The sequence below is a fragment of the Parahalioglobus pacificus genome, from assembly GCF_014652275.1.
Classification (GTDB): domain Bacteria; phylum Pseudomonadota; class Gammaproteobacteria; order Pseudomonadales; family Halieaceae; genus Parahalioglobus; species Parahalioglobus pacificus.
In genome coordinates this window covers 849,081-872,561 of record NZ_BMYM01000001.1, presented here as the reverse complement: position 1 = coordinate 872,561, position 23,481 = coordinate 849,081, and the positions used below count along the sequence as shown (strand labels likewise).

Sequence of the window (23,481 nt, the reverse complement as noted above, 5' to 3'; positions counted from 1 at the left end):
GACTGACGGTGTCCGCTTTCCCCTCAAAGAGGACATTTATTGCTGGTAGTCGAATGTCCGCTTTGGGGCCATATGCGGACGTTTCCACCGGAGATCAATGCCCACTACGCCTTACCACTCACGTTAGCCAAGGCTCTGGCTTCATCCACGATTATCGCAGGGTAACCGACTCGCTCCATGAGCTTAATGGCGTTACGTTCGGAATTTAGTCCGGCTTTCAGTTTGAAGTCGAATGGTCGCTCTACGTCGCCGGTTTCCGCAAAGTGCCAAAGCTGGTACGAGTCGTTTAGTAATTCGGAAAGCTCGACATCATGTGTTGTCACCAGGCAGACGCTTTGGCTAGAAAGCTGACGGAGTACTGCAGAGGAGGATGCAATTCGCTCCACGGTGTTCGTTCCCCTGTAAATTTCATCGATTAGAAAAATTGAGGCCGAATCAGACTTGAATGAGGCCTCTAGAATTTCCTTGAGACGCAAAAGCTCGGCCATATACAAACTAGTGCTTTCCGACATTACATCTGTTCTGTTTATTGATGTCATTACCTCGCCCGCGGGTAAGACAGCTGATTTTGCATGGCAGAAGAACAGAGATCTACCAAGAACAAAGTTCACACCTATGGTCCGGAGAAGCGTGCTCTTACCAGACATATTTGAACCCGTGAGGAGTGCCGACTTGGACGATAATGACAGGCTATTCGGCACACACTTCTCGATCAGCGGGTGCACACAAGCTTCGAACTCCAAGGTCGGCCTGGTAGTGATCGATGGCCTGCAGTAGCTGGTGTTTTTTAGGTATCTAGCGACACTAATATAAGCATCCGATTTACCGACCATATGCAGGCAGGATGCAAGTAGCGGAATGCGTTTCTGGATGTATCCCCTAAATATGCAATATAGCAAGGCGTCATAATTGAAAAGCAGATTCAACAGATAAGCTGCGTTGCTCACCATTAGATTAGGGTGACCTTGATTCAACGAGAGGGCAAACAGTTTCCTCCTCATCGCCGTAATATCGGACAACTCAGGGAGCGCGGTCTCGCTATCAAGGTATTCCTTATTGCCCAGCGCTTCACGAAGAATCTTCGCTCCCGATACGAGTTGCAAGACATGATAAAGATCGCTGTTATCACTCTCTACCAGTTGCTCGAATAGCCGGGACGCAATGAAGTTAATTAGGATCAATATCAGAGTAATGCCAAACAGCGCCTTTCCGCCAAAAGCCAAACCAATAGAGAGCCCAATGATTGGGAGAAGTGACCAGCCATACACGTAACGTTTATTGATCTCGACAAGAGCTCTCCTCTCTAGCAGCAAGCGGGTGAGAGGAGATACCGGTACATTTTTTAGCGATATTAGAGCCGCATGGTATCTCTCATCGCCCTCTGCTGAATCACCGAGGCTCTTTATGGCAGCCAGTCTGTTTTCTAGTGTGCCTGTCTCGGCAACGCTAAATCTCATCAATCCATAGAGATACTGGCTCCCTATGAGGCTAGTGGTGCGATCGAGCTTACGAAAAACGTCATCCATACACAGATCACTCCAGGTCACGTCATCGATTCTCTTACCTGGGAATACCTGCGGTGCAATACGACTCAATCTCGATATCACTCGAAAGTCATAATGCCTGCGATTCTTGGTGGCCCAATGTTCCTGCCACGGGAAAAGACTATCCAGACGCAAAAAGTCGACAAAGCGCGCGAATATACGCTTCATAAGCAAATATAAGTTCCCACAAAAATGCTCACGAATCAGTCTCTCCTACACGACAGATGCACGTCCCCGAGGGCAGCTAGGGGGCCAATAGCTGACCCTAATCTAAGGGGCACTATTTGATACATTGGACTTCAACTTTGTTGATAATATAGTTTTTGGAGCCCTTCTCTTTGTAAAAATCATCGCCCTCGCTAATTTGGTCGGGCTTCAGGAGCAAGTCATGGCTTTCTAATTTTTTGGTAGTGCCAGATTCGCCATACTCTTTGATTACTAGCAGCGGCATCCCATGATTTTTGCCCTCCCAACTCATAATCCACACTTTACCTTCAGCTTGAAAGTCGAGCGGTGACGCACGATCTGCGTTAGCCAAAAAGGCGACAATTGCCACAAATGGCACTAGGAAAATGAATATCTTCGGATTTTTGATGGATAAGGAGTGCACAGTAACTTCGAGAGCAAAGGTGTATGGGCTGAGTCTGTTTCCTCAGGAATTAGCTCAAATCTTGAACGGCAGCTCTGGGGCCAGGAGCGGACACTCGCTAACACCGTGGTTTGGGGCAGTCCGCGCAGTGGGCTGTACCACCGTAAGGCGACAACACCGCCTTGTTATGTGTTGCTCGGATGCACATTTGATACTCCAACTATTCTAGTTGCCACCTTGTAAGAGATAAGCCCTGTAATAATGAACGCTGGTAAGTGCCACCACCAAAACATCAGCAGTAAATCGACTATTTCGTTAGGCGCGCCGGTGAGAGCGCCGACTCCTAACATGACACCAAAAGGCATTGGCACAGCCACTATTGTTGCTGGGGCCCACGAAGGTGTGAAAAGCACGGTATAAACGGCCGCACATATCGCAACTTTTCGGCCTCCGTTGAGTTGCATTGTCAGTAGCGTTGCCACGAAAGCAATAAAAAGCAGGACAACTACTGCACCGACGAAAAATAGTAGCACTTACTCTCCGGACACTTAACGCTTCAAGCACGGGCGGCAAAAACGCGCAGCGATTTTGACGTCCGAGTGCCTTGACTTGTTATGCGTTGTCCACATCATAGTGCGATTTTATCTTTGTTTCTGGAGGAAGATCCTTTCCATGCCGCAGCCTGTATAACTGTTTGAGCGTGTATTGTGGTAGTTCATCTGAGATCTCGTCCCATTCGGGCGTGAACTCGGTAAAAATATGTCTGTCCGGTTTGATACCGGGAGAATCGTCAAGCAAACCGGCCGGTATTTCAAAGAAATCGGAAACCACATCTGGTGGTGTGGGACTCCCACAAGTTTTGCAGAAGTAGGAAGTATATGCTGGCGCAGCATAGAGAATGGGGGCTGAGTAGGCGCAGATCTGTTCTTTTCCGCATAAAAGTTGATAGTCTTCGGCTACCACACCTACCATGCTTAAGTTGCTGCTGCCGCTCTTCTTTCGGCATCTATTACAGTGGCACATCTCAAACGGGCCAACTGCCTTAAGCAATTGAAACTTTACGGCCCCGCACAAACAGCTTCCTCTAATCATGAATCACCCATGCTCAAACGCATAACGGCTAGATATGTCGAAATAGTCAGTGTACATCGAATGCCTTTTTTAATCTGAGCGGCAGCTAAGGGGCCAATAGCGGACACTTGTTAATGCTCGAAGCAACGAGCGCGCGTTAGAGCGTCCAGCCCGACGGCGATGCTGCCTTTGCTTGTCATGTGTTTTTGTCATACTGCATTAATTCTACTGGGACTCCATTAACTTCTATGAACGCAACTGTTAAACCGTCACTGGGTGAATTGGGTTGAATGATTATCTTTTGCCCTTTCAATGCATCGTCTAAATCACTTACTTCAAAAGCGACATGAGGCACAGATTTAACAAGCTCTGGATAAGGTGCATCTTTCCAGTACCTTTGCCACTGAATACCAAAGGGATTGTTTTCATGATCAGAAACCGTCATTTTTAAATGAGGCAAATCAATTTCACCCTCAAATTTTTCTAGTGTTGGTATGCCTACATGATTAAATTTCATTGGAATTCTTTTTAAATCTGAGTGATAGCTTAGGGGCCAGAAGCAGACATACACGCTTCAAGCTGGGCGCTCGCCAGTATGCCTTGGCGCTCAGCAGTTTGGCGTCACAAACAGCCTGTGCTTTTTATGAGCTACCAAAACATGAAGTAGAAGCATGTGAGTAGCGCCGGAACAATGAAAATAAAAGGGGACGAATACCAAGGTAACGGCTGTGACTCACCCCAATGGAATAAGTGAACAAACAGCACCCTAACCAAAGCAAAGACAGACAGAATAGTAGCGTAAAGGGCAGCGTTAAATACAAACTCGCTCTTATTAAATGTGTAAAGGGACCAACCAGAAATAGCCAGGAGCAGAGGCAACCAAAGTGCTTGGACATCCCTTTTCCACGACTCTGGAGTCGACTTGAAACTTTGCTTCTTGCTCATCCTATAAGTGTAGAGGCTCATGAAAGCCCACTATTTGGGCTCAGTAATTGTGCATAGAAAACTCGCTCTCGTGAGCGGCAGCTCTGTGGACGAAAGCGGACGTTCGACAAACCATAGCAAAAGGTCCGCAATTAGGCGAAAGCGGACGTCGCGAGTTGCCTGTTGCAACCGCGCTTAGCGGTAAAGATTCAGCGAGTAAAACGACGACCTACGCCGTAACGCCCTGCTCCCGCAGTTCGGCGATGGCTGCCTCATCCAGCCCAAGCACTTCACCCAACACATAGTCAGCGTGACTGGCTACTGGCCCGCCCGGCCAGTCCGTGCGGCCAGGTGTAGCGGAGAGCTTGGGCATGATCGCTGGAATCTTCAACGGCTCGCCGTTGATCTCGACCTGTTCAAACAGACCGCGGGATTGATAGTGAGGATCCGACATCATATCGGCCACTGAGTAGATAGGGCCCACAGGTACGAGAGCCTCTTCCAGCAATGCTATGACTTCGGCGGCAGGCAAAGTTTCACACCAGGCAGCCAACGCGGCATCGATGTCAGCCTCGTGCTGCACCCGTCCCGCGTTGCTCGCCATGGCAGGGTTTTCCGCCATATCGGCTCTGCCAGCGACCGTCATCAGGCGCTTGAAAATCGAGTCGCCATTGCCCCCTATCACCACGTAACGCCCATCTGCGCATGCGTAGGTATTGGTTGGCACGATCCCTGTCACCGTGGTGCCGGAGGGCTGACGCTCCACACCTGCCCCATCGAATTCGGGAACGATGGCTTCCATTAAGTTGAAGACGGATTCATACAAGGCAACGTCGATAACCTGGCCACTGCCAGACTGTGATCGCTGAATCACGGCGAGCGCAATGCCAAGCGCGGCGTGTATAGCAGAGAGCGTGTCGCCCATAGAGATATTTGGCCGCACAGGCGGTTTTCCCGGCTCTCCATTGATGTAGCGGAAGCCGCCAAAGCCTTCGGTGACTGAGGCGTAGCCGGGTTTGTTGGCATAGGGACCGGTTTGGCCATAGCCCGATATGCGCGCGACAATCAGTTTCGGATTGCGCTCGCGTAACTGGTCAGGGGCCAGACCCCATGACTCCAGCGCACCCGGGCGAAAGTTCTCTACCAATACATCCGCGCTGTCGATCAACTGCATGACCAACTCGCGCCCGCGTTCGGACTTCAGATCCAGGGTTACGCTCTTCTTATTACGGCCTAGGCTGCGGTACCAAAGTGAGGTTCCGCCCTTCACCTCACGCCAGCCACGAATAGGATCGCCACCGGGCGGCTCCACCTTGATCACCTCGGCGCCGAAGTAGCCTAGGATAGTGCCGGTGAAAGGACCCGCCAGAAGTTGTCCCAGCTCGATAACGCGCAGGCCATCCAGTGGCCTAGCTGTATTGCTCATGTGACGCCCTTAGCGTAAAAAAGGCCCTGATTTAAGCACGCCCTAGTGGCGGATGCGATCAGGCGTTTTCCTTCAGCGCGTCACCGATGGCAGATACCAGGCTGTCGATTTCTTCCTTCTCGATAATGAAGGGCAGACCCAACTGCAAAGTGTCGCCGCCGTAGCGCACATAGAAGCCCTTCTCCCAAAGTCGCATTGCCACTTCATAGGGACGGCGCGCGGGCTCACCGGGGTAAGCTTCCAGGGTCATTGCGCCGGCAAACCCATAGTTGCGGATATCACTGACGTAGGGAGAACCCTTCAGCGTGTGCAGGGCGTCTTCAAAGTACGGCGCCATTTGCGCCACTCGCTCCGGCAGCTGTTCCCGCTCGAGAATATCCAAAGCAGCCAGGCTCGCAGCACAGGCCACGGGGTGGGCAGAGTAGGTATAGCCGTGGGGGAATTCCAGCATGTATTCCGGACCACCCTGCGCCATAAAGGTGTCGTAAATCTCCGATTTGGCGATCACCGCCCCCATCGGAATAGCGCCATTGGTCATCTGCTTGGCGATGTTCATGATATCAGGAACCACGCCAAAGGCATCAGCGCCGGTCATGGCGCCGCAGCGGCCAAAGCCTGTGATCACCTCATCAAAGATCAGCAGTATGTCGTTAGCATCGCAGATCTCGCGCAGTGCCTGCAGGTAACCCACGGGAGGCGGAATCACGCCTGCAGAGCCCGCCATGGGCTCAACAATCACTGCCGCGATGTTGGAAGCATCGTGCAGTCCAATAAGCTCCTTCAACTCATTCGCAAGGTGCGCACCGTGTTCGGGCATGCCGCGTGTAAACGCATTTTCCGGCAAGATGGTGTGCGCGAGGTGATCGGCATCAACCGCCTGTCCAAACATCTTACGGTTCGGGCCGATGCCGCCTACCGAGATACCGCCGAAGTTCACGCCGTGGTAACCCTTTACACGACCGATCAGTTTTGTCTTGGTGGGTTGGCCCTTGAGGCGCCAGTACGCCCGCGCCATCTTCAGCGATGTATCCGCGGATTCTGAGCCAGAGTTAGTAAAGAACACGTAGTCCAGACCTTCCGGCGTCATTGCCTTGAGTTTGTTGGCGAGCTGGAAGGATTTGGGCTGACCGAACTGAAATGCGGGCGAGTAGTCCAGAGTCTCCAGCTGCTGTTTCACAGCCTCGGCAATCTCGGGACGGTTATGCCCGGCTCCTGTGCACCACAGGCCCGACAGACCATCAAGAATGCGTCGGCCCTTATCGTCGATGAAATAGGCGCCTTCGGCCGCCACGATCATGCGCGGATCGTCCTTGAACTGACGGTTGCCGGTATAAGCCATCCAGTGGGCTTCTAATTCCTGACGTGTCAGGTTTTGCGTGTGGGGCATCTGAGTCATCGCTGTCTCCGGGGCATTCAATAAAAGCGAAAGTTTACGCCCTTATCTGTGTTGCATAAATAACAACTTACGAATATAAAGTTGCAATATATGACACTTAATGGCGGATAGCATTATGGCCGGGAAAGCCCTGCTGGGAAATGTGGGTGACAGCGAGTTGCGCCTGCTGCGCGTCTTCAACGCCGTTGTGGCCTGCGGCGGATTCGCTGCGGCAGAGCTGGAACTCAATATCAGTCGATCCACCATCTCGCGCCACATCAAAGACCTGGAGCAGCGCCTGGGCATGACTCTGTGCCGGCGTGGGCGCGGAGGTTTTGCGCTCACCAACGAGGGTGAACGAGTGCACGAGGCCGGCCTGAAATTATTGGGCGCTATCGAAGGCTTTCGACACGAGGTTGATGACCTACAACTGCGCCTAACGGGCACTATTGCCCTGGCGCTGTTCGACAAGACGGCCACCAACCCCGCGTGCCATATCGCCGAGGCTCTGGCTGCCTTTAGCGACGAAGCCGCTGCCGTTCACCCTCAGTTGCACGTGGCGACGATCAATGACATTGAAAGTGGCGTGCTCGATGGCCGCTACCATATCGGCATTATCCCCGACCATCGACCCTCGGCGGCACTGAGCTATCACCCATTGTTCACGGAACAGATGTACCTGTATTGCGGTAGCCATCATCCGCTGTTCGGTAAGCGAGACAGCGCAAGCACGGCTTCGGTGCGCGCCTCTCCCTACGTGGGTATCGGCTATCACTCCCCCAACATGGAAGTAACGCGGCGGGCTGAGCAGCGGCGTGACGCCACCGCCTTCGACCAGGAAGCAGTGGCGCATTTGATTCTTTCAGGAAAGTATCTGGGTTACCTACCAGACCATTACGCACACGGTTTTGAGCGCGACGGGTTAATGGCCAGGATTCGCCCTGACCAGTTTCATTATCAGTGCCAGTTCAGTGCCATATTGCGGCAGACACCGCCACCAAATCGAATAGTGGCAGCGATGCTTGCGGCACTGCTAGGGACGCATCCGCAATAGAGCAACCGGTTAGCTGTCGCTGTAGCCAGTAATCGCTTTGGCCGCCTGGTAGGCAAAGGTCATGCTTGGGCCCAGCGTCGCACCAGGACCGGGGTAACAGGGCAATGTCGGCGCACTGCAGTTACCCGTGGCGTACAGGCCTTCAATAACGTGGCCTTCTTCGTGCAGCACCTGCGCATTGGCATTGATCACCATGCCACCCTGGGTGCCGAAATCGCCCGGATCGATCTTCACCGCGTAGTACGGCGGTTTGTCGACGGGCCCCAGACACGGGTTCGGCTCTACCCGGGCGTCACCGTAGTAGCGGTCGTAAGCGGACTCCCCGCGATGGCAGTCCAGATCCTCGCCTGTTCTGGCGTACTCGTTCATTTTACGGACAGTGTCTTCCAGGCCATCCGGGTCAACGTTGATTTTCAGGGCCAGCTCGCGAACAGTGTCGGCCTTGGCAAAAAAGCCCTCCTCTTCGTACTGCTTGGGCACTGCCCAATCGGGTCGGAACTTGCTGTTGTACAGCGGCCCCACAAAATAATTCGCACGGAAATTCGCATCGAATATTTGCCAGGTGGGGTGCAGCGGATTCTCTTCGCTGTGCAGACGGAAGGTCTCTTGCTGGAAGGCCATGTAATTCTGCGACTCGTTACTGAATCGCTGGCCAGCCGGGTTAACAATAATGGATCCGGGATAAGAGCGCTCCATCACGCTCAAACGGGGTTGGTCTTCTCCAGGCACAGACAATGTGTTGCACCACCAGGCTTCGTCCAATCGGTGCATTTTGGCGCCTAGTCGCAGACCTTCACGAATCGCATCACCGGTGTTGTCCAGAGTACCGGCACTCCAGCGGTGATCAGTGGGTTTGGGCAGGTATTGCTCGCGCATCTCCTGATTGTGCTCGAACCCGCCAGCAGCAAGTACCACACCCTTGCGCGCCTGAATGCGCAGGGTCTTGCCATCGCGCTGAACCTCGATACCGACAACCTTACCTTCCTCGTCGATCACACGCGTCATCGCCGTGTTGCGCCAAAGGGGAATATCCCGGTCCAGCATCGAGGCGCGTAATCTTGCAACGCCCGCACAACCGGTGGCCAAGCGGCGATGAAACTTGTCTTTCAATCGCCAAGGGATGTCAGTGATGTAATCCAGCACTAGCTTGGCCGCAAACTTCCACCAGCCGGCTTGCTGCCCGACCATAACGGCCGCTTCTACCTGTGTAATACCGATCACGCCGCCGAGGTGCATCATTGGATGCGTGCGACGCAGGTAGCGCCACTCCTCACCTAACTCGCTGGCGTTAAACGTCTCCGGCTCCATTGAGCGATGTCCCTCCATCGAGCCATCAAGGTTGGTGTAATAGTCGGGATAGTGCTGCAGCGTTACATACCGCACGCGGGTTCGCTCATGCAGGAAGTCGACCATCTTGGGGCCGTTCTCCAAATAAGCTTCCAACTGCTCATCCGGAACCTCTTCCGGAGTGATCAGTTGCTTCAGGTAGGTGCGCGCTTTGTCGACGGAATCCTCTGCACCCGCCGCCTTGGCGTAACGATTACAGGGTATCCATACACCTCCACCCGAGATTGAACTGGTTCCGCCATACAGATCCGACTTTTCCACAACCAGGACATCACGGGTGCCCATTTCATAGGCACACAGGGCGGCTGTCATGCCACCGTTGCCAGACCCAACGACCACTACATCAAAACTGTAATCCCACGCCTGTTCCGCGCTCATAGGATTGCCCCCTTATCTTCAGCGGCTATGTTAGCCTAAGCGCTGGCTGCGCTAGCCTGGTGCCGTTGCTTAATGGGTTCAAGTTCAACATGTTGATCGTGAACCAGTAACAACGACATCGCGTAGGCTTTTTACCGAGCCGGGATGACTGAGCAGGCCCGGGCCACAACAATAAGGACAGACTTATGAATCACGGTAAGAAACTATTGGTCTCACTGGCCTCAGCGGCGGCAATTGCCATATCACCGCTGGCCCTGTCTCACTTCGACGACAAAGAGCCCATGCAATCCTATCGCCAATCCATCTTCGCGCTGATGGCCATGAACTTTGGCCCGATGGGTGCCATGCTCAAGGGAGAGATGCCGTGGGATGCGGAGCAGTTCAAACGCTTTGCCGAGGATCTGGATGATGTTGCCGAGTTGGATGTTATGCGCGGCTTTGCTGCTGGCACTGACAAGGGCACTACCCGCGCCAAACCGGGCATCTGGGATAACATGGATGACTTCGAGGCGAAACTGGTTGATCTTCAGACAGCCACAGAAGCATTGAGCGATGCGGCCGATGCCGGTGACGAAGCCGCCATCAAAGCGGCCTTCGGCGATACCGGCAAGGCCTGCAAAGCCTGCCACGACGAGTACAAGTCAAAAGACTACCTCTACTAACCCTCGCTACCTCTTCACTGCTGCGCCCGCCCCGGGCGCGCGGTCATTAGCGATGGTGCGCACCAGCGCACACTTCAGCCATTTGCGGCCCTCACGTAACCCTACTTTTCACCTTTTCATTGTGCGAGTCGGCAGGACACCCTAAGGTTGCCTCAAAGTCGTTCTTTACGACCCAGAATCACCACGAGGCACTTGCTATGAAACTTCGCTGGCTCTGTGCGGCCTTGCTTGGCCCCGCACTACCCGCTCTGGCACAGGTACCGATTGACGCTCCCCGGGGTAATTACGAGGGCGCCGATAACATCCACTGGTACCAGCAAACGCCCCTACAGCGTGAGGAGGCAGTGAAGCTGCCGATTACCGTAGGTCGTGCCAGCCAATGTAACAGCGGCAATACCTCAGTGGTGTGCGGTGGCGGAGCGCCCCTTCGCGAGGCACTGCCTCTGTTCAGTGCCCATGGTCTGCCGACACTGGATATCGTATTGCAGGTAGATTCCGCAAAAACGGAGGGTTTCTCATTCCCCTGGCGCCGCGCAACTCGGGAAGTTCGCCGCATCAATGATGCCCTCGCGCGTTCCGCCGTCCCTCTGCGCGTCATCGTTGCGCACATTGAGTTCGTGGACTTCAGTGGCTTTGCCACCGTCAGTGATATCTACGATGACTACTTCATCAACAACAAGAGCCGCAACATCGCGCAACAGCACAACGCCGATGCGGTATTGGCCGTCATCAATGGCGAAGCCAGACCCACTGAACCTAGCTGCGGCTATGCAGCGCTGGGGCTCAGCAGCTACTGGCCTGCCGTAGGTATAACTGCATGTTCAGACGATACCAATGATGCTCTCAACCAGGACACATCGGCTCACGAGTTCGGGCATATGTTGGGACTCGGGCACGACGGGGAACCCGGCGACGGCGCCTTCATACCGTATGGAAACGGTTTCTTTGACCTCCAAACTGGCGTGTCTACCATTATGTCGCAGGGCTCACAGAGCAATGAGCGCGTGCCCTTCTACAGCTCGCCACAGCTGAACCTGGGCAGCGCAGTCGGCACTGCAATGGGTAATGAGGAAAAGGCCAATGCGTCGAAGGCGCTGACAGAAGTAGCCGTGACTGCGGCGCTGTTCGCTGAACTCAATTTTGGTCCACAGGCACTTAACAATGCACGCCGTAGGGTAGCGGCGCCGCCGCCAAAAGTTATCGACTAAGGTACTCCCGCCGCTCTACCAAAGGGGGGGCGGTTTGGGCGCCTGACTGATCCCCCACCACAGCAACAGGCCCAGCGCTGTCCATATCAACACTGCCCACCACAGCGGCTTGGGGGACTCGACACCCGTCTTGCCGTTCGCCGAACCGGCAGTCATCGCCCGGATCAAAGCCTCGCGCTTAACCAGCTGATAATAAGCAATCGCCGATATATGCAGTGCTACAAACACCAGTAACGCGTCAAAGGCCCACACGTGCACTTCGCCAAGAAAATTGCGCACATCACTGCTGGCCGCGTAGTAGAACGGTCCGTTAAACAAGATGTCATCGGTATTGAATAAGCCGCTGGTGGCTTGCACTAAGAGCAAACCCAGAAGCGCAATCACCGACCAGGCACCGAGCGGATTGTGACCCAGCGTCGGTGAGCCTCCGGTGCTCAGATAATTAATGATCGCACGGGGACCGGCTAGAAAATCTGTAAAGCGCGCATGACGACTCCCCAGCAAGCCCCAGATAAGTCGCGCAACCACAAGAACAAGGATGGTGTAACCCACGCGCGCGTGCCATTCCATTTCACCCTCTTCGGAGGTCCACCAGGCAAGGGGCAACAGCACCACCAACAGCCAATGAGTCAGGCGAACGGGCCAGTCCCACAGGGTGTGAGAGCCGCCGCTCCGGGTCATTGTTGCGACTCAGTGATGAAAGGTGGAAATGCGGCGTCAACGCCTTCGTGCTGATAGGCCCAAACCTCACCGTTAAGTACCGCACGATGACGCGGCCCTTCGCGGTTACCGTCACCAGATTCGTAACCCGCGTCACCGCGAAACAATACCACCATCTGATTACCAGCCTGCGCAAAGACGGGGAATACCTCGGGCGGTGTGATAGCGCGCTCTCGCTCTACCATTGCCTCAACGCTGTCATACGCCATGAGTGCGCGTAGCGTGACATAGGTTGGCGGCAGCATGCCCAACTCACCGACCTCATGCTGAGCGACCGCTTCTGCCACCGGCAGCCACATCGCATCGTGAATCTCGCTGCCGTCGATGGTGACGCGATCTTCCTCTGCCAGTGGTGCTGCGTAGATCCAGGTTTCAAAGCGTTTGGGCTCAACCACCGGTGTCGTCCAGTGGCTGAGCTGCACCATATCGGCGAGAGCCGGGCGCAGCCCGCACTCCTCCTCCGCCTCGCGCGCTGCAGCCAGACGCGCAGCCTGATTCAAATCGCCATTAGCGGCCTCGATGTCTGCAGGCTCACGGGCTCCGCCAGGAAACACCCACAACCCCCCGGCAAACATCAACGCTTTGTTACGCTTCAAAAGCAGTGTTTCCATGCAGCCTGCGCTATTGCGCAGCAACACGACAGTACTGGCGGGACGCGCCGGTGCTACTTCTGACATCGTTCGATTTCCGCTGTTAGTCGCTTTACTTGCCCATCAGATCCATGAGGCCAACCACGGTGGCTTCCGTACCCAGTGTCACTGCGGGTCGCGGTGTAATCTTGAACAGCGGTGAGTGGTGTGAAGGCACGGGCTCGCCGCCGGCAGCCTCCCTGTCAAAGTCGGCCTGTGGTGTGCCACCCACGGCAAAATAGGTGCTGGGGATGTAGGGGTCATTGGTGAAGAAGGGAAAGTCTTCTGCGCCCATGCCCTGACGTTTCCCCCTTTGGAATACGTCTTGACCGAAGCGGCTACCCCAGGTATCCATCAATCGCTGTGTCAGTTCGCCATCATTGATGGTCGGCGGCACCGACTCGTCCGAGACGATGACCTCGGGCAATTTGTCATCCGGCAAGCCGGCTACCCGGCCCATGTTTTGTGCCACACGGCGGATCCCATCCAGCAGCAGGTCGCGCGATTCAAAGTTATCGTTGCGCACCGTCAGCTGCAGATGAGCTCTGTCAGAAATAATGTTGTGCTTGCTGCCCGCGTGGAAGGCACCCACGGTAATCACTCCCGCCTCTCGCGGTGGCAGCTCGCGCGACACCACGGTTTGCAATGCCAATACGATCTGGCTGCCAAGAACCACAGGATCCACGCCTCGGTGAGGGCTGGCGCCATGCGCGCCAACGCCGTGCACAATGATATCGACGGTATCCGCGCCTGAGTATGGGGAACCCGTGGTCACGCCAAGCTTGCCTGTTGGTATCTCGGAGCTCACATGGAAGGCCAAGGCATAGTCGGGCTGACCGAAGCGTTCCCAGAGATCGTCTTCGCGCATGTCTTTGGCTCCCGCGACACGCTCCTCAGCCGGCTGCGCTATCAACATCAAGGTGCCGGACCAATCATCCCGCTGTGCAGCCATGCGACGGGCTGTGCCCACGAGGCTGGTGATGTGAACGTCATGCCCGCAGGCATGCATCACGTAAGTCTCATCGCCGTTCCAGTCGACCTGCTTGGCTTTGGATGCGTAGCTTAAACCTGACTTTTCCTCAACGGGCAGACCGTCCATGTCAGCACGCATCATCACCAGCGGCCCGGGCCCATTTTCGAGCAGCGCCACGACTCCGGTGCCACCTACACCCTCTGTGACTTCAAAGCCGGCTTCGCGAAACTCCGCAGCGAGACGTTCTGCGGTTTTATTTTCCATGAAGGACAGTTCGGGGTTGCTGTGAAAGTGCTCGAACAGCTCACCCAGGTAATCGTCGTAATCTTTCTGGATCGCATCGGCGAGGTCGTCAGCAGAGGCGAGCAAGGGTGCGCATATCAGTGCACCCAGCGCCAAAGGTTTGGTCATCAATCGCAGCATGGTGGTTGTCCTTCCTATTTCACAGCATAGCCGAGAGGCTATCAGAGCATAGTCGCCTCGCAAAGGACCCCGAACCGGAGCTGCGTTACACTGCGCCCCCCAGTCACCAGAATGATTTCCCGCATGAGCACACACATCTGGCTGCGCGCCGAAACCAAGGCCGGAGAAGCTCGCCGCGCTCTTGCACCTGAAGATGCCCGAACGCTCATCGATGCCGGGTTTCAGGTGACGGTTGAGTGCAGTCACCAGTCCGCCATCCCCGACCAAGAATACGCAGAAGCGGGCTGTCATCTGGTTGAAGCAGGCCAATGGCAGCGCGCTCCGGAGCATACCTACATATTGGGACTGAAGGAGTTACCGGAGCTGCCCGAATCGATTTCTGGCAGACACATTTACTTCGCACATGCCTATAAACAGCAGCAGGGCTGGCAATCACTGTTATCCCGGTTTCGCCGTGGCGATGGTGAACTATTGGACCTGGAGTATTTGGTTGACGACGCTGATCGGCGGCTCGCGGCCTTCGGCTACTGGGCCGGCTACGTTGGCGCGGCGCTAGGTGTTCTCGCCTGGGCAAATCAACAGCGCGGCGTTGCACCTGCACTGAAACCGCTTGCCCCTTGGAACAATCGCTCAGCCTTATTGGCAGAGCTCCGATCAGCAATCGATGACCCCATCGTGAAGGTGCAGTCACCTAAGCTGATGATTATTGGCGCAGGCGGACGAGTGGGCAGTGGCGCACGAGCCCTCGCTGATAACCTGGAAATACAACACACAGACTGGGACATGGCAGAAACTGCCGCGGGCGGCCCCTTCGCTGAGATCCTGTCGCATGACATCCTGGTCAACTGTGTTTTGGTCTCAGAGGCGATGCCCCCATTCCTGACCCCGGACATGCTAGACGCGCCAGAACGCCTGCAGGTGATTGCGGACGTGAGCTGCGACCCCTACGGCGATTACAATCCGCTGCCGCTCTACCAACGCTGCACAACACTGCAGCAACCGCTTATCTCGCTGGGTGATGGCCGACAGCCGCTGGATCTTATCGCTATTGATCATTTGCCCGCCCTGCTGCCGCGAGAATCCAGCGAAGACTACAGCAGGCAATTACTACCCGTGTTGCTCGGCCTGAATGAGCCCGGCAACCGTATCTGGGAGCGCGCCAGAACCTTGTATCACCAGCACAGCCGGGCGGCATCATGAACGCACTTTGGTCGGCAATCAGCGCGCAACTCCTTGAACGAAGCCAGGAACCACTGCTAGTAGATTCGCACAAAACCCTGCTCACCTATGAGCAAGCCGATCAACTGTCGCAGCGTTTAGCCAGCGTGCTGTTGCAGTCGGGTGCTAAGCCCCGCGACCGCGTAACCGTTCAAGTCGAAAAAACACCACAGGCGCTCTGCCTGTATCTGGGCTGCCTTCGTGCCGGGTTGGTGTTCCATCCCCTGAATTCGGCCTACACCCCGTCGGAGATCCAGTTCTTTGTTGGCGATGCACAGCCTGCCGTAGTGGTCTGTGACCCTGAGGCCTGTAAAACCTTTGAACAAGGGCTGGGCGCTGACGGCAGCGCCGCGATACTGACGCTTGATCGTCATGGTAATGGCAGCCTCATGGAAAGGGCCAACGGTCTGGCGCCACAGGATTACTCACAGCCGGCACCCGAGCACGGCTCTGTCGTGGAGGGTGACAAAGCGCAGGCTGCTTTGCTGTACTCATCGGGCACTACCGGGCAGCCCAAGGGCATCTGCCTGAGTTACCAAAACCTGGCCAGCAACGCAAAAGCACTCATCGAGCTTTGGGGATTCAAGGCCGACGATTGCCTGCTACACGCGCTGCCGATCTACCATGTTCATGGTCTATTCGTTGCGGTTCATTGCGCCCTTCTCATCGGTGCACGCATGTTCTGGCTGCCTCATTTTGAGGCCGGGAAAGCTGTTCAAGCACTGCCCGATTGCAGCGTCATGATGGGCGTCCCAACGTATTACACGCGCTTACTAGCGCAGGAAGATTTCTCAGCTGATACCTGCGAGCGGATCCGCCTGTTCATTTCCGGCTCAGCTCCGCTGCTGAGCGACACTTTTCACGCGTTTGAACAACGCACAGGGCATCGCATCCTGGAACGCTACGGGATGACGGAGACCGGCATGAGTACCAGCAACCCGCTGCGGGGTGAACGCAGACCCGGTACTGTGGGCCTGCCACTACCCGATGTTTCCCTGCGCGTTGTGGACGATGAGGGTAAAGAGACCGCCGAGAACACGCCGGGGCACTTACAGGTACGAGGACCTAACGTATTCACCGGTTACTGGCGGCTACCTGAAAAAAATGCCGAGGCATTCACCGCTGACGGCTTCTTTGACACTGGCGATACCGCATCTATTTCCAGCGACGGTTACATCACCCTGGTTGGTCGCAGCAAAGATATGATTATTAGCGGTGGCCTCAATGTCTATCCCGTTGAGATCGAGCAGGTGATCAACCAACTGGCCACCGTTAAGGAATCCGCTGTGGTTGCGAGACCTGATGCTGATTTTGGAGAGGTTGGTGTGGCCTTCGTTGTACGCGATGGTAGCGTCACGGAGCAGGAGGTCACTGACCACTGCCGCGAAGCACTGGCCAATTTCAAGGTGCCAAAGCAGATTCAATTTTTGGACGCCCTACCCCGCAATGCCATGGGCAAGGTGCAGAAGAACCGACTGCGCGAACATCTCAATAAGAGCCGGGAAGACCGATGAACGAAAACAGCGACCGTCAACGCTGTTGCTCTGGCGGCGCTGATCGACGCCGCCGCCGTCGATTGCAGGTACACTGGTTGCGCAAAACCGCGTAACACCGTTCAGGAGATAGCAGTATGGCAACAATCCACTGGTTGGGCGCGGGCCTCTCCAGCGGCCCGGGCATCAGGCGCCTGGCATCCGGACCGTTTACTCTACATTTGTGGAACAGGACGCCGGACAAGGCCCATGCGATTTTGCGCGGCAGTCCCGGCAAGGTCGATGCCCTGGACCTTGAATCACTGGCAGAGACACTGAAGCCGGGCGACGTGCTGGTATCCATGCTACCCGCAGACTGGCACCCCACCATCGCAAAGCTCGCACTCAAAAGCGGTGCCCACTTTGTTTCCAGCTCCTACCTGTCGCCGGCTATGAATGCGCTACACAACGATGCTGCGCAAAAGGGCTTGTGCCTGGTTAACGAGGTCGGCCTGGACCCCGGACTGGACCACCTGATGGCGCACCGCCTGGTCGGCAATCTGCGAGCCAGCGGTTTGGACAGCACAGGTGCACGTGTCGCCCTTCGCTCCTGGTGCGGTGGATTCCCGGCACAAGCCAATGACTTTTGCTACAAATTCAGCTGGTCCCCGTTGGGTGTATTGCGTGCCCTGAAAACACCCGCGCAGTGTATTCAGGGTGGCGAGGTCGCTCAGAGCAGCAAACCCTGGGAGGCTATCTCCCGCTATGACATGCCCTGGGGTAACGAACAGTTCGAGGCCTACCCCAATCGCGATTCACTGCCTTTTATATTGGCCTATCACTTTGACCCGGGCTGGCACATCGAAGAGTTTGTGCGCGGCACGCTTCGGCTGCCTGGATGGACCGATGCCTGGGCAGATATTTTTGCGACGCTGGACAGGGGCGCCAGCGATGAAGACCTGGCACGTCTGAGTGAGCACTTATGGCAGAACTATGCCTACGCCGAACATGAGGCAGACCGGGTTGTACTGTGCGTAGAGTTGGAAGCCACCCTCGCTGACGGGCAGCAATTCCACGAGGCCAGCGTGATCGATGTGGTAGGTAACGAAGAAGACTCTGCCATGGCCAGGTTGGTCTCACTGCCGGTCAGCTATGCCGTTGAAGACGTGCTCAACAACCGAATGGCTGCAGGTGTTTCTGCCGCCCCTGCCGATGCGGCAACCATCGCTCGCTGGTTCGACGCGCTGGCGGTGCAAGGTGATGCGGTTACGCATCGCAAGTTGGCGTAGAGCGCTCGACGTGCGTCTATCGATCAACCTATCAATGCCCGGCAACACCGCTGCACAGCTGGGGCGAGCATGGGTGATAAGGCCTGCGGTGTGCGCTTTGATAGCTGCATCAGTGATACTGCTGTTGGCCACCGCCGCTCATGCCGCAACAACGCCTGATTATCACCGACCCGGCGATCTGGCACCGCCCCAGGATGAACAACTCGAAGCAGCGCTTGGCAAAACTCTGTGTGCGGCAGGTTACTGCCCCCTGCTGGCTGATGACAGTCTGGCCGTCGCGCTGGTGATCATGGACAGTGATGGTGATGCGCACCTTGCTATGGCCAATGGCCACCGCATGATGTACGCCGCCAGCTTACCCAAAGTGGCAATCCTGTTCGGCGCGATGGTCGAGGCGCAAAGTGGTGTGCTTACCATTGATCCTGCGTTGGAGGATGACCTGCAACGCATGATTCGTGTGTCCTGCAACCCCTGCGCAACCCGGGTGTTAGAGCGTGTGGGTAGGGAGCGTTTGCTGGACATTCTCATGGACTCGCAATACGACCTCTATGATGAGACGCGCTCAGGTGGACTGTGGGTGGGGAAAGACTATGCCAAACGCGGCGCCTACCGACGCGACCCGGTAGCCAAGCTATCCCACGGTGCCACGGTCTATCAGGTAGCGAGGCTCTACTACAGCCTCGAGAACCACTCGCTGCTCAACAAAACCTACAGCGAGCGGATGCTCAACGCGATGAAGGACCCTGCAATCGCTCATAAGTTCGTTGCGGGGCTCAAGGAGGTAGATGGCGACTTTGAGCTGTGGCGTAAATCAGGCACCTGGAAGAATTTCCACGCCGACAGCGTAATTGTTAAAGGCGAAGGCCTGCACTACATCGCCGTCGCCATGGTCGAGAATCCGGCTGGAGAGGTTATTCTCCGGGATCTGATACAGCACCTGCATCGGCTGGTGCAGGCGCATGGCGAGCCATAATCAAGCGGTGAATCTCACCGGCCAGATGCTGGTGTGCTACCGCTGAATTCTCCCGCAGAACGTTGGAAATCAGCGTCACGATGTAATGCAGCGGTCGCTCGCCCGAGCTGTCTTCGATGATCGCGACCGAGTTCATGTAGTTGCGCACATTGCCGCGATAGGCACCACACTTGAAACCTTCTTCCGCAGCGCAGCTGTAGAGCGAGCCTGACTTAAAGTAAACGGCCGCATCTGCCAGCGCCGGCGAGCTGGCATAACGAATACGCCGATCGGTTAAGTACAGCAGCCGCTTCAACAGCCGTGATGACCAGGTATCAACCAACCTCCCCTGCTCCATACGCAGCGCAAGCTCCAGCAGGGTCTTTGGCGTTGCATAACTACGCCCGCCACCATTGACGATGTGCTTGCCTTCTCGCGTAAAGAAACTGCCCTGGCGTATCTCGGCCAGCGACAGCCCATTACGGGAAACAGGCTCCCAGAATGTGGCCTGAAACAGTTCTGTACGCTGCTTGCCCGATAGCGACTGAAAGTATGGCGTCACGGCTTCCGGCGGCAAGGGATACTGATCGCCCAGGCCTCGCAGCAACATGCCATCACGCATCAACATGGCCGCGGCAGAATTGGAGCTAATGGACAGCGCCCAATCCAGGTATTCGTAAACGTTTCCTTGATCACCGTCGCGCATAGCCCGCCGCTCGGACGTTCGGTTCTGAACGTCGAACAAACGAATAGTGTGATGATCGCTATGGCTAAATCGATCCGCCTCGATGGTGGTTGTATACAGCAATTCGTGTCGCGCCGCCGCATCGTCCGGATAAGCATCGGCCAGCGCCTGGAAAAAACCCACTGCTCCGACGAGCTTGCCAACACTGCCCACGTTTTGCCGCAGGTCCTCCCTGTGCTGCGCATAGACAATGTCATTGGGATCACTCAGGTCCAGCAGAGACAAGCCGTAGGCATCCGCCTTGTCCCCAAGCAACATCCGCAACTGTTCGCTCAGGGGTTCATCGGGAGACGGAATGGCAAAGTCCTGACCGGCAAAGCGAATGTCCACGGCATCGCTGTTCAGTGTGGCTCCCCAGGGGAGCCCGCGACCACTGAGCTCGCCAGCCTCAATCAGGCGCACATACTCCAGCCGACGGATTCCCGTCTCGGGGTAGCCGTCTTTGGGATAGGCAGCAACCTCCGCTGATAGCGCCAACAGGCTGGCAGCCGTACATAAACAGCGAACCATCACCGGGCCGGCCTCCCGGATAAGGGAACCTGTGTCGTGGCGCCCGCATCCAGGCCTTTGTCCATATCCCTCAAGGCGCTACTGCCCTGAACCATTTGATTGTCGAGGAATGGCCTGATCTGGAACAGCCGCAGCTGACCATCGAGGAAGCCAAACTCAACATCTGCCGGGGCTAGTCGCCCTTCGTCATCCTCGATCGGCCCGAAACGCTGGGGTAATTCCTGCGCAAATGCAGCGAGGCGTTTGATCTCCAGGGGTGTCATCACCGTATCCGCGCCTGACGCGGGTAACTTCAATATACCGCCCGCGGGGTCTGGCACCCTGCGCCAGGGCGCGGTGGCTGTGGCGAGTACGGTGACTGTCTCTCCGTCTGCACTGATGCGCAGCGACTCGGCAGCTTGACCATCGACTGCACCACCCAGCCCCTCGTTAACAGCAACCGACAGCACATCGCGGGCGCCGGTATCAATATCTGCGGTCACCAGCACACCGGATTTATCGGAGCCTACCGACTCCAGTAACAGCACTGAGGTGTACACGTGTTCAGGGGCTTCCATATGCGCCTGACGCCAGGCAAATGCGCGCTCGGTAAACGGCGACGCCCAGACACGAGGGATAGCCTCTAGAACGGCGTCGATGCCAATCACATTGGGCAGGGTCAAATTCAGCCCGGCGCCGGTGAATCCTGCCAGGTCCTCTACGTTCGTATCAGAGCGCACGAAGACACCGACATCCAGACTACCCATCTCGGTCATCAGCGCCTGGCGCAATGCTTCCCTGAATTCATCCGGCAAGGGCGTGTTCAGAATGGCCGTATACAGCTCGGCCCGGAACGCCTCGGTGGCTTCTTTTCGCTGCTCGCTGCCGGGCTGCAATGTGTCTAGGTGCCGATATTGCGCCACCATCCATTCCCATAGCGTTGTGCCACTGCGATGCGCTTGCTCCAAAACCACATCACGAAACATCCCGAAGGGAATTGCCACACCCCGCGATACCGCCTCTGGATAGTGTTTGCGAAGTTCGGCCAGCTTAGCGGCCTTGGGACCCACGGTTCTGCCCGAATCCGCTGCGCGCAGCTGCGCCAGAGGCAGAGGCACGTGAACATCCAGGTCGAGCTTGTCGAGATCAGGGCGAATAACCACCTGAACTTGTGCCGTGGGTGCAGCACGGTCGCCCATCTGGTCGATGCGCACCTGCCCCGCGGGACTCACCTGCATCAGCACACGCTCACCGTCATGCGCCGACAGCAACTGGGCCATGTCCGGACTGACGCTGACATTGGGAATACCAAGATTCCGCGCCAGCAGCTGCACATGAGACAGCGGGTTGCCGGCACCCCGAGTGATGATTCCGGCGATGGGAGGCAAGTCGGACACGGTCTCTGGTAACAGATAGATACCGTCGCTGCGATAATCAGTTAGCGATTCAGGTAACTGTGTGTGCAACACACCACTGGCTGTTCCGGGGTTTAGGGCATTGAATCCAACACCGTGGACGGTGCCAAAGACACTGTGCTTTATGCCGGCCAATTGGCCAGCATCACGCAGCAAATGATCCAGTGCCTGAGAGTAAAGCAGAAGCGGACTCCCCCGCAGCTGATCCTGGATGAACAGTTTGGCCTCGGGTTCGATCTCAGCCAGGGTCATCATGGACGGGTAGAAATACCGTCGTAGGTTTTGCACTGCCCACCCATTGGCCAACGCCAGATAATCCAGACCTGCCCGATAGCCCGACAGTGGCAGTTGCTGCACATCCAGTGTTGTAAATGTTCGCAGCAATTCGTTGTGAAGACGCGCATTCAACAGCCCGGTACCGTAGGCTGCGTCTGCAGCCGCTGCAGTGACCGCAAGCACCTGCGACCGATCAAAGCTGTCAAGCTGTTCTCGCACGCGCGTGCCTGCTTTGAAATGTTCGGCCTCTATTCGTAGGCTCACGTCGAGAATCTCTACCCTGTGCGAAGGCGTGTCGATCTGCTCCAGCGCATCTCGCAAAGCCGCCAGCACACCGCCAGTAATGGTGAGGCGATCGATAGCGCTTGCTTCAGGCCATGCATTGAGCGCCGCGCCGAGCTGATCTCTGGATAAAGTGGGTAAACGGTTGCTGCTTACCCAGTCCGACAGTATCTGGTCCAGCGGCTGGGCCTGGTACACCCTGTCGATTTCGTCGGCCAATGCGTCATAGCGTGCTTTCAGTGCGCCTGTCTGCACAGATCTGCTGTAACGGCGCACTGCCTCCGCGTCAGCCGCAGAGGGCGTACCATGAATGCGCACACGCAGCGGCATAAAGCCGGGATCGCCTTCCGAGAGATCCGCAGACCATTGACGTATGCGACCGATCGAGGCGTTATCGTCGCCGTGCGGCAGTAACTTTACACCTGCACGCAGTGCGGCGAAGCGTGGACCCAACCATTCGCTGTCAGCGGCCATTGCCGTCAGCAGGGCTCGCCCCCCTGCCCGCTCATCCTCCTCTTGAATAGCGCCTCGGTAGACTATCGCCTGGCGAAAAATCCAACCCTGCTCCACCGCCATCAGGAAGCGCTCTATCAAAAGCTGGGCATACTGATCCTCGACATCGGCGCTTTGCAGAAACGCTGCAGTGTCGACTGCCGCCAGCAGGTTGGCCACGAGATATCCGCGCTCGCGCAACTTGACCGTCTCAGCACTCCACTGCCCGTGTTGCACACCGCCACCGTGTTCCCGGCAGGCATAAGCCTTGGGCGGCAGTACGGTCCCGTCATTGCAAAACCAGCGAATTCGGGAAAACGGTCCGCGAGGATTGTCCTGCATGGCGAGTATCCAGGCACGATAGTCATCTTGCGTCTGCGACCATGCAGCAGGCGCTGCCACCATCAGCATTAGGAGTGCGGCTGTAACAAGCCCCCGCATAACTGCCCCCTGTTCTTATTATCTGTAAAAAGTATAGCAGCGCCCGTAGGCTAGCCCCGCCCTGCCTCGTACCGTTTTATCGAACCG

Annotated in this window: 19 protein-coding genes; 7 read left to right on the top strand and 12 right to left on the bottom strand. The window is 56.3% G+C overall.

What is annotated here, in order from left to right:
- Window positions 1-104: 104 nt before the first annotated feature.
- The 6 genes from IE089_RS04030 to aptA all read right to left on the bottom strand — a co-directional run bounded on the left by IE089_RS04030 (window position 105) and on the right by aptA (window position 6,950).
- Window positions 105-1,526 (bottom strand): MutS-related protein, encoded by a 1,422-nt coding sequence (locus IE089_RS04030; protein ID WP_189475369.1) that lies wholly within the window; start codon window positions 1,524-1,526, stop codon window positions 105-107.
- Between the two features lie 298 nt (window positions 1,527-1,824).
- The gene (locus IE089_RS04025; RefSeq protein WP_189475367.1) at window positions 1,825-2,109 is read right to left on the bottom strand and encodes a hypothetical protein; all 285 of its coding nucleotides are present in this window, start codon (window positions 2,107-2,109) and stop codon (window positions 1,825-1,827) included.
- Between the two features lie 636 nt (window positions 2,110-2,745).
- The gene (locus IE089_RS04020; RefSeq protein ID WP_189475365.1) at window positions 2,746-3,225 is read right to left on the bottom strand and encodes a GFA family protein; all 480 of its coding nucleotides are present in this window, start codon (window positions 3,223-3,225) and stop codon (window positions 2,746-2,748) included.
- A gap of 175 nt (window positions 3,226-3,400) precedes the next feature.
- The gene (locus IE089_RS04015; protein ID WP_189475362.1) at window positions 3,401-3,721 is read right to left on the bottom strand and encodes a VOC family protein; all 321 of its coding nucleotides are present in this window, start codon (window positions 3,719-3,721) and stop codon (window positions 3,401-3,403) included.
- 636 nt (window positions 3,722-4,357) lie between these two features.
- Window positions 4,358-5,554 carry a CaiB/BaiF CoA transferase family protein gene (locus tag IE089_RS04010; protein WP_189475359.1) on the bottom strand — a complete coding sequence of 399 codons (1,197 nt, stop codon included), beginning with the start codon at window positions 5,552-5,554 and terminating at the stop codon, window positions 4,358-4,360.
- A 58-nt stretch (window positions 5,555-5,612) separates the two neighbouring features.
- Window positions 5,613-6,950, bottom strand: coding sequence for an omega-aminotransferase AptA (gene aptA, locus IE089_RS04005; protein ID WP_189475358.1), 1,338 nt, complete (start codon window positions 6,948-6,950; stop codon window positions 5,613-5,615).
- Between the two features lie 100 nt (window positions 6,951-7,050).
- Between aptA and IE089_RS04000 the strand changes: the two genes are divergently transcribed.
- Complete coding sequence (locus tag IE089_RS04000) at window positions 7,051-7,983, top strand: LysR family transcriptional regulator (protein ID WP_229802573.1); 933 nt, start codon at window positions 7,051-7,053, stop codon at window positions 7,981-7,983.
- 9 nt (window positions 7,984-7,992) lie between these two features.
- Here the strand turns inward: IE089_RS04000 and IE089_RS03995 are convergent, their stop codons facing one another.
- On the bottom strand, window positions 7,993-9,708 hold the full coding sequence (locus IE089_RS03995; protein ID WP_189475357.1) for an FAD-dependent oxidoreductase: 1,716 nt from the start codon (window positions 9,706-9,708) through the stop codon (window positions 7,993-7,995).
- Window positions 9,709-9,893: 185 nt separating this feature from the next.
- Between IE089_RS03995 and IE089_RS03990 the strand changes: the two genes are divergently transcribed.
- Together IE089_RS03990 and IE089_RS03985 are read left to right on the top strand one after the other, a co-directional pair.
- Window positions 9,894-10,370: a c-type cytochrome gene (locus tag IE089_RS03990; RefSeq protein ID WP_189475356.1), complete on the top strand. Its 477-nt coding sequence runs from the start codon at window positions 9,894-9,896 to the stop codon at window positions 10,368-10,370.
- A gap of 197 nt (window positions 10,371-10,567) precedes the next feature.
- Window positions 10,568-11,578: a zinc-dependent metalloprotease family protein gene (locus IE089_RS03985; protein ID WP_189475355.1), complete on the top strand. Its 1,011-nt coding sequence runs from the start codon at window positions 10,568-10,570 to the stop codon at window positions 11,576-11,578.
- Between the two features lie 15 nt (window positions 11,579-11,593).
- Here IE089_RS03985 and IE089_RS03980 read toward each other — a convergent pair whose 3' ends face one another.
- Genes IE089_RS03980 through IE089_RS03970 form a run of 3 tightly spaced genes read right to left on the bottom strand, consistent with a single transcriptional unit; the run spans window position 11,594 to window position 14,323 of the window.
- Window positions 11,594-12,259: a cytochrome b/b6 domain-containing protein gene (locus IE089_RS03980; RefSeq protein WP_189475354.1), complete on the bottom strand. Its 666-nt coding sequence runs from the start codon at window positions 12,257-12,259 to the stop codon at window positions 11,594-11,596.
- Window positions 12,256-12,975: an NUDIX hydrolase gene (locus tag IE089_RS03975; protein ID WP_189475353.1), complete on the bottom strand. Its 720-nt coding sequence runs from the start codon at window positions 12,973-12,975 to the stop codon at window positions 12,256-12,258. Before IE089_RS03975 ends, IE089_RS03980 begins: the two co-directional genes overlap by 4 nt.
- Before the next feature lie 25 nt (window positions 12,976-13,000).
- Complete coding sequence (locus tag IE089_RS03970; protein WP_189475350.1) at window positions 13,001-14,323, bottom strand: amidohydrolase; 1,323 nt, start codon at window positions 14,321-14,323, stop codon at window positions 13,001-13,003.
- Window positions 14,324-14,446: 123 nt separating this feature from the next.
- Here IE089_RS03970 and IE089_RS03965 point away from each other — a divergent pair, with 123 nt between their 5' ends.
- The 4 genes from IE089_RS03965 to IE089_RS03950 all read left to right on the top strand — a co-directional run bounded on the left by IE089_RS03965 (window position 14,447) and on the right by IE089_RS03950 (window position 19,275).
- Entirely contained in the window at window positions 14,447-15,523 is a 1,077-nt protein-coding gene (locus IE089_RS03965) for a saccharopine dehydrogenase (protein WP_189475348.1), read from the top strand.
- Window positions 15,520-17,055, top strand: a complete 1,536-nt coding sequence (locus IE089_RS03960) for an AMP-binding protein (protein WP_189475346.1) — start codon at window positions 15,520-15,522, stop codon at window positions 17,053-17,055. The genes IE089_RS03965 and IE089_RS03960 overlap by 4 nt, the downstream gene beginning before the upstream one ends.
- A gap of 116 nt (window positions 17,056-17,171) precedes the next feature.
- Window positions 17,172-18,302 carry a saccharopine dehydrogenase family protein gene (locus tag IE089_RS03955; RefSeq protein WP_189475344.1) on the top strand — a complete coding sequence of 377 codons (1,131 nt, stop codon included), beginning with the start codon at window positions 17,172-17,174 and terminating at the stop codon, window positions 18,300-18,302.
- Between the two features lie 97 nt (window positions 18,303-18,399).
- Window positions 18,400-19,275 (top strand): serine hydrolase, encoded by an 876-nt coding sequence (locus IE089_RS03950; protein WP_189475343.1) that lies wholly within the window; start codon window positions 18,400-18,402, stop codon window positions 19,273-19,275.
- Here the strand turns inward: IE089_RS03950 and IE089_RS03945 are convergent.
- Window positions 19,214-20,512, bottom strand: a complete 1,299-nt coding sequence (locus IE089_RS03945) for a serine hydrolase (protein WP_229802572.1) — start codon at window positions 20,510-20,512, stop codon at window positions 19,214-19,216. The genes IE089_RS03950 and IE089_RS03945 overlap by 62 nt on opposite strands.
- Complete coding sequence (locus tag IE089_RS03940) at window positions 20,509-23,364, bottom strand: PEP/pyruvate-binding domain-containing protein (protein ID WP_189475341.1); 2,856 nt, start codon at window positions 23,362-23,364, stop codon at window positions 20,509-20,511. Before IE089_RS03940 ends, IE089_RS03945 begins: the two co-directional genes overlap by 4 nt.
- Window positions 23,365-23,481: the final 117 nt, after the last annotated feature.

What these genes read in the sequence shown, in the direction of transcription:
- IE089_RS04030 (WP_189475369.1), bottom strand. Translation starts at nt 1,526, where the DNA reads ATGGATGACGTTTTTCGTAAGCTCGATCGCACCACTAGCCTCATAGGG.
- IE089_RS04020 (WP_189475365.1), bottom strand. Translation starts at nt 3,225, where the DNA reads ATGATTAGAGGAAGCTGTTTGTGCGGGGCCGTAAAGTTTCAATTGCTT.
- IE089_RS04015 (WP_189475362.1), bottom strand. Translation starts at nt 3,721, where the DNA reads ATGAAATTTAATCATGTAGGCATACCAACACTAGAAAAATTTGAGGGT.
- IE089_RS04010 (WP_189475359.1), bottom strand. Translation starts at nt 5,554, where the DNA reads ATGAGCAATACAGCTAGGCCACTGGATGGCCTGCGCGTTATCGAGCTG.
- aptA (WP_189475358.1), bottom strand. Translation starts at nt 6,950, where the DNA reads ATGACTCAGATGCCCCACACGCAAAACCTGACACGTCAGGAATTAGAA.
- IE089_RS04000 (WP_229802573.1), top strand. Translation starts at nt 7,051, where the DNA reads ATGGCGGATAGCATTATGGCCGGGAAAGCCCTGCTGGGAAATGTGGGT.
- IE089_RS03995 (WP_189475357.1), bottom strand. Translation starts at nt 9,708, where the DNA reads ATGAGCGCGGAACAGGCGTGGGATTACAGTTTTGATGTAGTGGTCGTT.
- IE089_RS03990 (WP_189475356.1), top strand. Translation starts at nt 9,894, where the DNA reads ATGAATCACGGTAAGAAACTATTGGTCTCACTGGCCTCAGCGGCGGCA.
- IE089_RS03985 (WP_189475355.1), top strand. Translation starts at nt 10,568, where the DNA reads ATGAAACTTCGCTGGCTCTGTGCGGCCTTGCTTGGCCCCGCACTACCC.
- IE089_RS03980 (WP_189475354.1), bottom strand. Translation starts at nt 12,259, where the DNA reads ATGACCCGGAGCGGCGGCTCTCACACCCTGTGGGACTGGCCCGTTCGC.
- IE089_RS03975 (WP_189475353.1), bottom strand. Translation starts at nt 12,975, where the DNA reads ATGTCAGAAGTAGCACCGGCGCGTCCCGCCAGTACTGTCGTGTTGCTG.
- IE089_RS03970 (WP_189475350.1), bottom strand. Translation starts at nt 14,323, where the DNA reads ATGCTGCGATTGATGACCAAACCTTTGGCGCTGGGTGCACTGATATGC.
- IE089_RS03965 (WP_189475348.1), top strand. Translation starts at nt 14,447, where the DNA reads ATGAGCACACACATCTGGCTGCGCGCCGAAACCAAGGCCGGAGAAGCT.
- IE089_RS03960 (WP_189475346.1), top strand. Translation starts at nt 15,520, where the DNA reads ATGAACGCACTTTGGTCGGCAATCAGCGCGCAACTCCTTGAACGAAGC.
- IE089_RS03955 (WP_189475344.1), top strand. Translation starts at nt 17,172, where the DNA reads ATGGCAACAATCCACTGGTTGGGCGCGGGCCTCTCCAGCGGCCCGGGC.
- IE089_RS03940 (WP_189475341.1), bottom strand. Translation starts at nt 23,364, where the DNA reads ATGCTGATGGTGGCAGCGCCTGCTGCATGGTCGCAGACGCAAGATGAC.